Consider the following 13,091-nt stretch of genomic DNA (forward strand, 5'->3'; position numbering starts at 1 on the left):
AAAACATGATCTAAAAACTATTTATATAAAAACTATACGCCCAACGTCCAAAGATTTAATAGTTAATCTCCAACGGCGTAAAGCGCCCCTCATCATTTTCCACCATGATTGCTCTTCTATGGATTTCATATCCCGTCGTAATAGGCCAGTTAAATTGATCCTTACCGAGGTTCCACACCTCACTCGGCTTGATAGTCCCTTCCGGATATATGCCGATGCCCATGCGCAAAGTTACCTGATCACCGTTCATCACGGCCGTAATCGGTTCTTTCACAAAATGTTTCACATCGATAGTACGGGTTTTCTTCGGCGTCACCTTTTCATAAGAAATATCAGCGGCCTCGTTAAAAGGCTTGAGCAATGTATCCCAATCCGCATACACATCCGTTACAGGACCCGTAACTTCATAAACGGCGTAATTACAGATAGCCATCATCTTCTTGACCTTGTCAGGCATTTCTTTACCGTCCAATACCTCAAGGCCCGGAGGCGCCACAAGATTTAATCGTTCCATAATGGATTTCAGACTGTCATCCTCAAGCACATCCATGTCGATGTATTCCGCTGCAGCGGTCACACCTAATGCCAGAGCGGAGGAAAAACTGATTTTCATATGCGGGTTAAACCCGTCCGAATAGGCCATCTTGATTTCGGCACGGCGAATCATGCGCTCAACGGCCTGAGCATAATCGAGATGTGACAAGAATCGTAATTCTTCACCTTTATGTAAGGCCAAACGTAACTTTTTCAACTCTGCCACCCTCCTTATAGTCAATAATCGCCGTATTTAATTCAGGACATACATTACAGCCTCTGCACGGAGCACGACGACAATCGCCGGTCAACTTCGCATCCACCGCCTGTTCCCATTCACGCTTCAAGAACGCCTTGCTCACGGTGGAGTCGAGATGGTCCCACGGCAAAGGTTCATCAAAATCACGGGTGCGACGCGCATAGTATGCCGGATCAAGACCGCAGTTTTCGAAGGCTTTCAACCATGTTTCATAATTGAAAAATTCCGTCCATCCGTCAAATTTACAGCCTAATTTCCACGCCTCCACGAGGACGCCGGACAGTCGCCTATCTCCGCGGGCAAATGCGGCCTCCATATAACCGGTATAACCGTCATGGTAATGATAGGAGATATTGCGATTATTGATGAGAGATTTCAGATAGCGCTGCTTGCGATGAATTTCCTCCACATCCTGCTGTCCATACCACTGATACGGTGAATGCGTCTTCGGCACGAAGAAGGAAACGCTGACCGTTACGGAACCGTTGCGTCTTCCCGTAATATCGCGATGCAGATCAAGGACCTTGTACGCAAGATTGGCGATGCCCGCTAAATCTTCGTCAGTTTCAGTAGGCAGTCCCATCATGAAATACAGTTTAACCGTATTCCAGCCGGACTTGAAAGCATTCGTACAGGCCGCCAGCAGATCTTCCTCACTGACGCCTTTATTGATAACATCGCGCATGCGCTGCGTACCCGCTTCCGGTGCAAAGGTGAGACCGCTCTTGCGGACCTGCTGCACCTTTTTGGCGATATCTATGGAAAAACTGTCGATACGCAACGACGGTAAGCTGACGCTCACCTGTTTATCCTTAAACTCCTCCATGAGCATATCCACGAGTTCCGGCAGCTTAGAATAATCGGCAGAACTCAAACTCATCAGGGAAATTTCATTATAGCCTGTGTTGGCAATCGTTTCCTTTGCGATTTCCAGTAACCGCTCCGGCGTTTTTTCACGTACAGGCCGATACAGCATCCCCGCCTGGCAGAAACGACAACCGCGCGTACAACCACGGAACAGTTCCAGTACAGCTCGGTCATGAACGATATCGAGGAACGGTACCACCGGTTTCGTCGGATAAAATACGTGTTCCACATCTTCGATAATCCGTTTTTCAATCGTTGCGGGCACGTCATCAAAGCGCGGTGTAATCGACTTAAAATCACCGGATTCCGTATATTCCACCTCATACAATGCGGGACAATATGTACCGGGAATTTTTGCAACCTTTCTGAGGAATGCCTCCTTACCGCCAGGAAAGCCCTTCGCTTTTTCGGACTTATAGAGGTCAATAAATTCATCGCTCCACTCTTCCGATTCACCTAACGAGACAATATCAAAAAAATCCGCCAACGGTTCCACGTTAAAAGCACAGGGGCCTCCCGTAACAAGCAACGGGAAATCCATGTCACGATCTTTGGCATACATAGGAATTCCCGCCAGTTCCAACATATTAAGAATATTGGTGAAGCTCATTTCATATTGAAGTGTAAATCCTAACACATCAAAATCCCTAATCGGTGTCCGCGTCTCCAATGAAAATAGAGGAATATTACGCTTGCGCATTTCTTCCTCCATATCATGCCACGGAGCGAATACACGCTCCGCTACGGCGTCTTCACGACGATTTACGAGACCGTATAAAATTTTTATTCCCAAATGGCTCATGGCCACTTCGTAAACATCAGGAAATGCCAGTGCCATGGTTACAGCTACCGTACTGTGATCTTTCACAATACTGTTATATTCACCGCCCGTATATCGAGCCGGCTTCTGTACGTGCTGCAGCCATGACGTATCTAATTCAATCATACATCCTCCGGCTGAAAGCCTTCTTTCAATTAAAATATATATTTAGTTCGCTGCATGGAGATATTCAGCAACAAACCTATACTCAACATATTGGTGGTCAGCGCACTGACACCATAACTTAGGAACGGTAAAGGAATACCCGTTACAGGCATAATGCCGATAGTCATCCCTACGTTGATGAGAACTTCAAAGCTCAACATAGCTCCGATGCCCGTCGCCAGTAACATTCCAAATGTATCATTGCAGGTATACGCGATGCGTATACTGCGATAAATGAGCATGAATAATAACGCCAAAACAATGATACATCCTACAAACCCGAATTCCTCACCGATGACGGAAAAAATAAAATCCGTGTGATTTTCCGGCAGGAAGTTCAATTGACTTTGAGTCCCGTTAAAGACACCCTTGCCTAAAATCATGCCGGACCCGATGGCTATCTTCGATTGAATTATATGATAACCGGATCCGAAGGGATCTATATCGGGATTCAAAAACACGAGAATGCGCTGTTTTTGGTAATCTTTCAGAACAAACCAGACCAAAGGCAGCAGCAGCACGCCTAATCCGACGATAATTTGAATGAGTCGAGCTCGAATCCCCGCAATAAAAAGCATGCCCCCGAAAATAGCGATATATACGAGTGATGTTCCCAAGTCAGGTTGTAAGAATACGAGAAAAATAGGAATTCCTACATATATCACGGGATCCAGCAGCGATTTAAAGGTATTTAAATGATTAATACGAGGCTCCAGCATCTTTGCCATACAAATAATCATGAGTAATTTAGAAAATTCCGACGGCTGCAAGGTTATAGGCCCGATTTGAATCCACCGCTGCGCGCCTAACGCCGATGTACCGGCGATCATTACGGCCAATAGCATAATGAGCGTGAAGGCATAAATCATATTGCCCCAGTTCTTAAGGCGATGATAATCAAAAAACTGCATGCCTATAACTACAGCCACATTTGCCACGAAGAAAAGCAGTTGTTTTACCACGAGACTGTTGAAACTGAGTGCCTCCTGATTGACATGGGTAGCACTGCCCACAGCGGTCAAACCGATGCTCACAAGCAGAACCGTACAAATTATGATTGTCCAGTCGCTATGAGTCCAAATTTTTTGCCACATAGTATCCACCTATTTAAGCTTAATTCGGCGCCACAAGCTTTGTTTGGCGTCTAAAACAAGACGCTGCGTAGTCCAACCATTGCGATTAATATAGCGAACCGGCCTATTACCCTCAAAAAAGGTATTGCCGGAGGATGCCAATGTCGACATAGGCGTGGACTCTTTAGCTCTTCTTCGTTTTTCAGCATATGTATTAAATCGGTCCAGTATATCCTGTTCATCCCAGGTATTTCCGGAAATAACATAATCCACCAAAGGTTTTAATAAATCGGCCGCATCCGTACGAAGCAGATCAAATAATGTTCCATTCTGTGTATACCGCAAGACCTTTTCATCATACGGAATCATAGCCCCCACATATTCGGACCGGATTACATCCAACATATCGTACAGACTAATGTCCGCATCATCCGTAGACACCGCATTAAATACGACTACATGGTCCCGGATATTAGCTTCCTCACAAACCTGAATCATACGCGCTCCATTGCGCAACGACACCCATAACGGATGAGTCACTACAATGCACCGGTTCACCAAATCGAGAATCGATTCAATTCCCTTACCGATACCGGCAGGCGCATCAATAAGGACATAATCATATCTATCAGCTAAATATTTAATGAGTTTCTTATACTTCTTTCGTCCCATATCCTCCCAGCGAAGCTTTTGACTAGCCGGCAGAAAATCCAGATTATCACCGATAGGTAATATGGCATCCTCTGCATATTCCTTATGTTCAATCACATCCAAAGCGTCATAAAACACTTCATCCGCCACGCCTAATACGAGATCCAAATCGCGTAATCCAAAATCTCCATCACAGAGCAGTACGCGATGCCCTGCATTACTTAAAGCCGCACCCAGACAAGCGGTAACGGTCGTTTTCCCAACCCCGCCTTTGCCGGATACGACACCGATGATTTCGCCCATATTATTCCTTTCTTGGTTGTATAGTATTTACCGTGTTTGAACGGTTCTGTTCTTGAGACGTATTTTTCTTATTCCCATCATTAGATGTATTATTCAAATTTACATGAAAGTATGCCGCCAGTATATCGCGCACGATAGGCCCTGCAGAACCGGCACCGAAACTGCCTTGCTCAACAAGAGCCACCACGACGATACGCGGCTTATCATATGGTGCATAAGCGACAAACCAGCCATGGTCTCGACCATGAGCATTTTCCGCCGTCCCCGTTTTGCCCGCTACGTCCACAGGAAAACCTTTAAATAAGGCACCCGCCGTACCGCCTTCAGTCGTAACATCCCGAAGGCCTTCGCGGATGAGATCCATAACATTTTTCTGAATCGGTAATACGCCCAATTTCTCCGGTCCGAAAACCTCCTTCGGCGTACCGTCCGAATTATCGATACGACTCACCACATACGGCCGATAGCGAATGCCGCCGTTTGCGACCTCGCTCATAACTACCGCCATCTGTAACGGAGTTACCAAGGTAAACGATTGTCCGATAGCAGCGTCGAAGGTTTCCCCCAAGTACCAGTCCTGGTCAAATACCTTCCGCTTATATTCCGGATTAGCCATATTACCGGCCGCTTCACCGACCAGATTAATGCCCGTTTTCTCACCTAAGCCGAAATAACGGGCATATTTATCAAGATTTTCAATACCGACGCGGTTGCCCATTTCATAGAAATACACATTATCCGATTTTGCAAGGGCATTATTAAAGTTCAGCCACCCCAGAGCCTCGCCTTCCGCATTGCGCTTATCGATGAGCCAATGGCGCCCGCTGTCAAAAATCATCTCATCCGGTGTAACCTTCTTCAGATCCAATGCGGCCGCACCCGTAATGATTTTGAAAGGAGACCCCGGCGGATATTCTCCGGATATAACCTTATTATCAAAAGGATGTTTCTTATCATTATTCAACTGATTCCATTGAGCGGATGTAATCCCTTTCGCAAACCAGTTCGGATTAAATTCCGGATTGCTTACCATAGCCAGTACGGCGCCCGTATTGGGGTCTAAGGCAACTACAGCAGCCCCCTGGGCCGGAATTCCCTGCGCCTGCAACTGTGCCAACTGGTTGGTTACGGCTTCCTCAGCGGCCTTCTGCAGATTCACATCAATAGTAAGGTGAATATTCGAGCCCGGTACAGTATGCTTCCGATCGACCTCTGCAACAGGCCGACCTGTCGCATCGACCTCCAGCTGCTTTCCGCCATCGGTCCCGCGAAGAATGTTATCATACAGTTTTTCCAAACCCGAACGGCCCAAAATGGTACCGCTCGTAACGGAAGAATTCGGATCTTTAGCCTTCAATTCATCCAGTTCCTCTTCGCTGACCTCACCTACATAACCGAACAGCTGAGCCGCCATCGTTTCATACGGATAATAGCGAAGCGGCTCTACATCAATGGTAACGCCCGGCAGTTCATGACGATGCTCTTCGATGGTGGTAACCACATCCATAGATATGTCGCTGGCGATTCTGATCGGTTCGTAACCGGATTTATGATCATTGACCTTCTTCTTGATCTCCTCAGGATTTTTATTGAGTAAAGCGGCTAATCTCGCCACTTCTCCATCATCAAGGGCCTTACCTGTGGGCATGATGGATATGGTATAGGCCGGTCTTGATCCGACAAGAATCTGACCGTTTCGATCATACATCAAGCCCCGTGCGGCAGTCATGGGCACCATACGAAGCCTGTTGCCTTCCGCCTTAGCCTGATAATAGCCGCCCTCCAAAATCTGTAAATCCAGCAGTCGTAGCCCCAATATGATAAATATACCGGTTATGATATAAAAGAGTACATCAAAGCGACTCGTTTTTTTCCGTTTATAGAGGCCTTCAAGCACTCTTTCACCCCCTCATCACCAAATATAATCCTGCTGTTCCTCCTTAGGCCGCAAAAAAGCGTGCAAAGCGGCCGCCATCAAAGCATTCCAAGGAAGAGTCGGAATGATCATATGCCACAAATATGACCAGAAATAAATGTCTCCGCCGCTGCCCCAAATCATAAAAAACCGAATCAGACCATCCAGGATTGTACAGATAGCTACAATACAGCTGGACCAGTACCAACGCTCTTCATACAGGCGATGCTTCACAAAAGACAATATATACACGACGATGACATAGGGAAATAAATGAAGTCCAAAAAAATTGGAAATCAGCACATCATGTACCACCCCGCCGATAACAGCGGATACAATCCCCATGTGTCGTCCTTTAAAAAGCGTAATCATAACGACGGTCGTCAAAATGAGATTCGGAAGCCAGTTCGTATGAAATATAGCCGGCAACAGCTGAGCCTGAATAAAATAAATTAAAAATCCACTTAACAGTAAGGCTAACCGGATCATGGTTTAATAGCCCCCTTTGCCCCTTCCACCTGATCACGCTGGGTCTGAGGCACTAATTTAGTTTCTAACCCCGGCTTGGTAGGTGCGCTCACAGATGACGAGGTAATGATGAATACTTCCTCTAAACGATGAAAATCCACGCTCGGATTTATGACCGCATTTTTAACAAATCCTTCCGAATCGTTTTCTATGGACATCACATTTCCTACCGGCAATCCTTTCGGATAAATGCCGCCATAACCGGAGGTAACAAGCTTATCACCTACCAGCACGTCTCCGTCGCGCGCAATATTGACCATCGTCGGCGTTCCCGGTGCATTACCGTTGCCTTTTACAACGCCCGACAATCGAGACTCCGGCCTCTGTACGAGAATACCGATGGCACTGCGCGGATCCAAAATCGTCTGAACTCGTGCCGAATGAGGATAGACATCGGTAATGAACCCTACGACACCGCTCGGTACAACAACGGCCATATTCACATCTATACCGTCCTCACTGCCCTTATCGATGGTGAAAGTATTGGTCCACGTGCCATAATCCTTCGTAATGATACCCGCCAAAGTCATGGTGAATTCGGAATGACTGCTTTTATAATCAAGCAACTGTCGAAGGCGGATATTTTCCGCGACCACTTCATCGTAATTGACCACCTTTTGCTCTAAAGCGGCCTTACGCGCGACCTCCTCTTCACTTTCAGAGGTTGAATGTATAGCATCATCGATAACCGTAATACCTGTCTGTATGCCCGCCAGCATTCGAGCAGAACCATACGCAAACGGAGTGGTAATCCCCTCCAAGGTAACGGTTACAAAAGGAATACTGGTTCGCTGTTTCCATGCAAATCCCAATAAAGCCAAGAGAATACAGCTGATAACTACGACGATAATTAACTTGCGATCCGACTGTATCATACTAGTCCCGGCCCTTTCTATTTTTTGAATTTACAATAAAACGCGACACGCCCACTAAATCTGCTGTGGCGCCGTGCAATCCAGTAACAACCTTTTCTTCCGGTAATTCCGGCACATGAACGGGCACGCCCAATTCCGTTCCGATTCGTTGTGAAAGCCCTTCCAGCAGTGCGGTTCCTCCGGTAAGCCAAATTCCATATTGCATGATATCCGCTACGATTTCAGGCGCCGCCTGACGGATAATCTGCTTGATTTCATCTAAAAGCCCTTGCAAGGAATCATCGATAACCTGATACACCTCAGATTGATGAATCACACAACGACGGCCCAAGCCGTTCATCATGTCACGGCCCTGAAAGACATATTCCGAATCCTCCAGCGGCGCAATAGCCGTCCCGATAGAATGTTTAAGATCCATAATGGTTTCATCCGATACCATGACGCCAAAGCACTGACGGATATATCGCAACAATGCTGTATTGATATCTGAACCGCCGAAGCGAATCGTCTTGCTGCTCACGATGCCCCCCAGCGACATGATGCCGATATCCGTGGTGCCGCCGCCGATATCTATCACCATGGAGCCGCGAGCGTCAAAAATCGGCAATCCGCAACCGATAGCGGCCGCTACAGGACGTTCAATGAGAAACACCTCTCGCGCCCCTGCTTGCATAACCGCATCCATCATGGCCCGTTGCTCTACGTCCGTCATGCCGCACGGTACACCGACGAGAACACGGGACAAGCGCAACGTGTTGGAAACTTTATGGAGAAAGTACTTTAACATCGTATGCATAACACGATAATCGACGATAAAGCCGTCTTTCAGAGGCGTCAACGGTCTCCACATATCGGGCATACGTCGCACGATACGGTCCGCCTCATCCCCGACAGCTACGATTTTCTGCTGTTTTGCATCTGTAGCCACAATGGAAGGCTCACTGATGACAGACTCACGGGTTCCGCCCATTAAACGCGTCTGGATGCTACCTATATCTATACTTACGTCTCTTCCCAGAGAAGGTAAAATGGAACTCATAATGCTTATTCTCCTTCATTACATCATCATTCCATTTTACCATATCAACAGCAGATTAGGGAAACACAAAACACCTACACGGATGTGCAGGCGCCCTGAAAACATAACTTATCCTAGCTGAGTTTACCGATTTCGCTGAGGCTCGTAAATTCATTATCTCCGATGACAATATGATCCAGTACGGGAATCCCCATAAATTGACCGGCGCTGATAAATAATTTCGTCAGCCGTATATCATCATCGCTGGGCCGACTGTCGCCGGACGGGTGATTGTGAATTAAAATAATCGCCGCCGCATTACAGGCAATTGCCTTACGGAATACGGTTCGCTGTTCTACAAGACTCGACGCCAGGCCTCCGTTAGAAATCCGCTCAAGCTGAATGAGTTTATTGCGCGACGTCAACATAGCAGCCCACACATGTTCCTCCTCCTCATGCCGAAGGCGTTCCATCACATATTGAGCAATGACGAAGGGCTGAGAAAAATCTTCGTACGTAGCCTTGATTTTCAATTCACCTAACCGCCGTCCCAGTTCCACTGCGGCACAAATGGTGACGGCCTTATCCGCTCCGATGCCTTTAATCTTCATCAGATTCTTTACGGTCATGCGGTTCAATCCGTAAATACCGTCATCAAAGGACTCCACAATATCGTGAGCCAATGTAAGAGCCGACTGCCCTTTCACGCCGGACCGCAATAAAATAGCTAATAATTCCTCAATATCCATATGAGACGGTCCAAGAGTCAAAAACTTTTCTCGAGGCCGTTGAAAGGGTAACATATCCTTAACACTTACCGTTGGTACTTCCATAAACTCTCTCCATTCTCACAGATAATACCTACCTTATTTCGCGCCAAGCATCTCGCATAATACATCATATACCTGCTCTACAGGCAGACCGACTACATTCGTATATGAACCTTCAATCTTTTCCACCCACAGAGCGCCCTTCCCCTGAATGCCGTAGGCACCGGCCTTATCCATAGGCTCCCCACTGGCAATATAGGATTCAATTTCAAAAGGGGCTAGACTTTTAAAATACACCTTGGTCTCATTGTGAAAGATCCGTTCTTTTCCTTTCAACAGCAATGCCACACCGGTTATGACGGAGTGAACTCTCCCCGACAGGAGTTGCAACATGAGGCGCGCCTCATCCTCACTGTGAGGCTTGCCCAGTACATCGCCATCGAGAACGACAATTGTGTCCGCTCCGAGCACGAAACCGTCACCGGGAACACCGACTGCACAACGGGCCTTGCCAAGGGCCTGCGCTTTTACCATCTCGGTGGGATTCTCATAGCCCTCATTAGGTTCCTCATAAGTACTGGATACCACAATGTGATCGATACCGACCTGCGTCAACAATTCCGTTCTTCGCGGCGATCGGCTCGCTAAATATAATTCTGCCATACAGACCTCTCTATAACACTGTTTTAATTACTCTTCAGGTGCGATTAATTTTTTATAATATTCCTGTACGTCTTCGCCATGCTTAACCGCATCAGCCCGTACAGTCGCATAAAAAACAACATCCTCCTGCGGCACCCGCACTCGACCGTCCACATATTCGCTTAATATCTCAAAAAATCGGTCATCCGCCTTGAGCAGAAGCCGTCCATATTGTACCTTTTTACCATTTACGATAGAGTACACCAATGACCAGATCGGGCGAGGATCCGAAGTGGAGCATTTTCTATATTTATAACGATACCTCAAGTTCGTCAATAACTCCCGTTCAAATTTGAACACGCCGTCAATCATATCGTACTCCACTTCAAAATGGCGTTTTCTGAAAATAGACGATTCATCTATAATCAGTTTGGAGTCCGTCAAAATATATGTATATCGGCTGACCGCCTGCTTTACCATAACGATAATGGCTGCAATTTCAATAAAATACTCCGCTATCAGAACCGTGTGCAAATTAATACTGCGATATGTAGTATATGCCATGGCACACACTAATAGAAAAACAAAAAATGTTACCAGTAACTCTGCACTTTTAGCACGCTGTGATCGCTCTTCATATAAAACTTTCATAGTTAACCCCTTATGTATAAATCAATATCGTCTGACTATAGATACTATTATAAGGTATTCTATGTATAAAAACTACAAAAAACCCGTCTATATCAAAGATATAAACGGGTTTTTATTGACACTAATAGTCACCTAGTTCAGATGCGAACTATATTATTTTTTCAATGCCGCCGTAATACGTTGAGTATCACGGGCAATCATGATTTCTTCGTTTGTAGGAATTACGAAAATTTTTACCTTCGAACCTTCAGCACTGATTTCCTGCTCTTTGCCGCGAACATTATTGCGTTCAGAATCAATACGAGTACCCAAGTATTCCAAACCGTTACAGATTGCATCGCGGTTACCAATACCGTTTTCACCGATACCTGCAGTAAAGATGATAGCATCTACACCGCCCATAACAGCAGCAAAGGCACCGATTACACGGCGAACTTTGTAATGGAACATGTTCAATGCCAATTGTGCACGTTTATTGCCGTTAGCAGCCGCTTCTTCGATAACGCGGAAGTCATTGGACACACCGGAAATCCCCAATACACCGGATTCTTTATTCATAACTCTATCGATTTCTTCATAGGTCATGCCTGTTTTTTCCATCAGGAACGGAACGATAGCAGGGTCAATATCACCTGTACGCGTACCCATGATTAAGCCGGACAGCGGAGTGAAGCCCATGGTAGTATCGATGGAACGGCCGCCTTTAATAGCAGCCACGGAGGAACCGTTACCCAAGTGACATGTGATGATACGAAGATCAGTCATATGTTTGCCCATTAATTCCGCACAACGTTGTGCCACATATTTATGGGATGTACCGTGGAAGCCGTAACGACGAATACCGTAATCTTCATAATAAGAGTAAGGAAGCGCATACATATATGCTTCTTTTGGCATCGTTTGATGGAATGCCGTATCGAATACAGCAACTTGAGGTACATTCGGCATGATCGCTTCACAAGCTTCAATACCTTGAATGTTTGGCGGGTTATGCAATGGTGCTAGAGAAGCACATTCTTCCAACGCTTCCATAACTGCCGGTGTAATCAATACGGAATCCGCAAATTTTTCACCGCCGTGTACTACACGGTGACCTACAGCATCGATTTCATCCATGGAAGAAATAACACCATATTCAGCATCAACTAAAATATCTAGCAAAATGCGAAGCGCTTCTTTATGGTTTAAAATCGGTTCAACGCGTTCCAATTTGTCGGCATTAGGACGTTTATGAGTAAAAATAGCGTCTTGATCGCCAATTTTTTCAAATAGACCCTTTGCCAATTCCGTTTCAGTGCTCATATCAAGTAATTGATACTTTAAAGAAGAACTACCGCAGTTAACTACTAATACGTTCATCGATTAACCCTCTTTCTGTTGCGTAACTTGAATCTTATCTTTAATTTCTTTGCTGATATCAGCCCCTACCTGATCCTGAGAAGGATACTGGTAGACAATATTCCACAATACGTCATGATCCATGAATACGTATTGAGAAAAACTAAATGTTTGTCCCTGTGCCGAGTAAGTAACATCCAGCTTCTTCGCTGTCGCACCTTCCAGCTGTACGGACTCTTCCTTGATTGTGGCGCCTAAATTAGCAAATTCCGTCTTGCTGCGGTTGATCTGTTCATCCACCGTAGGCAAAGGCTTATTCACACCGGCACGCAATGCTTCAACCTCTATGACCATATGTTCCGTTACGGAACCGTAAATATCGATAGGGTATCCATCATCAGTCATATTTTTTGTGCTTTTACCCATTTCATAAGGCAGAGCGATTGTAATCTCAGACTGACCTGCGCGGATAACTTGATGACCAAAACTATAAGTATCCATCACATTTGTGGAGCCACAGCCGGCCATCGCCAATAGCGCAGCACCCAATAAGGCACCCCGTAATGTACGTTTCCATTGTTCTTTCATCATATACCTCACATCAATTCAGCATTTACAGTTAATTATAGCCTATCGAACAAATAAAATCTATACTAAACTTGCAGATTCCTCTATTTACAGT

13 protein-coding genes are annotated in these 13,091 nt (G+C 45.9%); all 13 read right to left on the reverse strand.

Annotated elements, in window-relative coordinates; genetic code table 11:
- Positions 1–55 precede the first annotated feature (55 nt).
- On the reverse strand, positions 56–751 hold the full coding sequence (locus tag CKV62_RS06400) for a TIGR03936 family radical SAM-associated protein (RefSeq protein WP_095066218.1): 696 nt from the start codon (positions 749–751) through the stop codon (positions 56–58).
- Positions 723–2,606, reverse strand: a complete 1,884-nt coding sequence (locus CKV62_RS06405) for a TIGR03960 family B12-binding radical SAM protein (RefSeq protein ID WP_095066219.1) — start codon at positions 2,604–2,606, stop codon at positions 723–725. Before CKV62_RS06405 ends, CKV62_RS06400 begins: the two co-directional genes overlap by 29 nt.
- A gap of 29 nt (positions 2,607–2,635) precedes the next feature.
- Complete coding sequence (rodA, locus tag CKV62_RS06410) at positions 2,636–3,739, reverse strand: rod shape-determining protein RodA (protein ID WP_095066220.1); 1,104 nt, start codon at positions 3,737–3,739, stop codon at positions 2,636–2,638.
- 9 nt (positions 3,740–3,748) lie between these two features.
- Positions 3,749–4,672, reverse strand: a complete 924-nt coding sequence (locus CKV62_RS06415; RefSeq protein WP_095066221.1) for a P-loop NTPase — start codon at positions 4,670–4,672, stop codon at positions 3,749–3,751.
- Between the two features lies 1 nt (position 4,673).
- Positions 4,674–6,569 carry a penicillin-binding protein 2 gene (mrdA, locus tag CKV62_RS06420; RefSeq protein WP_095066222.1) on the reverse strand — a complete coding sequence of 632 codons (1,896 nt, stop codon included), beginning with the start codon at positions 6,567–6,569 and terminating at the stop codon, positions 4,674–4,676.
- Positions 6,570–6,584: 15 nt separating this feature from the next.
- Entirely contained in the window at positions 6,585–7,076 is a 492-nt protein-coding gene (gene mreD / locus CKV62_RS06425) for a rod shape-determining protein MreD (RefSeq protein WP_095066223.1), read from the reverse strand.
- Positions 7,073–7,990, reverse strand: coding sequence for a rod shape-determining protein MreC (gene mreC / locus CKV62_RS06430; RefSeq protein ID WP_095066224.1), 918 nt, complete (start codon positions 7,988–7,990; stop codon positions 7,073–7,075). The genes mreD and mreC overlap by 4 nt, the downstream gene beginning before the upstream one ends.
- Before the next feature lies 1 nt (position 7,991).
- Positions 7,992–9,029 (reverse strand): rod shape-determining protein, encoded by a 1,038-nt coding sequence (gene mreB / locus CKV62_RS06435; protein ID WP_095066225.1) that lies wholly within the window; start codon positions 9,027–9,029, stop codon positions 7,992–7,994.
- Positions 9,030–9,142: 113 nt separating this feature from the next.
- Positions 9,143–9,841: a RadC family protein gene (gene radC / locus CKV62_RS06440; protein WP_095066226.1), complete on the reverse strand. Its 699-nt coding sequence runs from the start codon at positions 9,839–9,841 to the stop codon at positions 9,143–9,145.
- A 33-nt stretch (positions 9,842–9,874) separates the two neighbouring features.
- Positions 9,875–10,441, reverse strand: coding sequence for a Maf family protein (locus CKV62_RS06445; RefSeq protein ID WP_095066227.1), 567 nt, complete (start codon positions 10,439–10,441; stop codon positions 9,875–9,877).
- A 27-nt stretch (positions 10,442–10,468) separates the two neighbouring features.
- On the reverse strand, positions 10,469–11,071 hold the full coding sequence (locus CKV62_RS06450; protein WP_095066228.1) for a hypothetical protein: 603 nt from the start codon (positions 11,069–11,071) through the stop codon (positions 10,469–10,471).
- A gap of 153 nt (positions 11,072–11,224) precedes the next feature.
- Entirely contained in the window at positions 11,225–12,430 is a 1,206-nt protein-coding gene (locus CKV62_RS06455; protein WP_095066229.1) for an acetate/propionate family kinase, read from the reverse strand.
- 3 nt (positions 12,431–12,433) lie between these two features.
- Positions 12,434–12,997 carry a hypothetical protein gene (locus CKV62_RS06460; RefSeq protein WP_054673758.1) on the reverse strand — a complete coding sequence of 188 codons (564 nt, stop codon included), beginning with the start codon at positions 12,995–12,997 and terminating at the stop codon, positions 12,434–12,436.
- Positions 12,998–13,091: the final 94 nt, after the last annotated feature.

The organism is Veillonella rodentium (genome assembly GCF_900187285.1).
GTDB classification, from domain to species: Bacteria; Bacillota; Negativicutes; order Veillonellales; family Veillonellaceae; genus Veillonella; species Veillonella rodentium.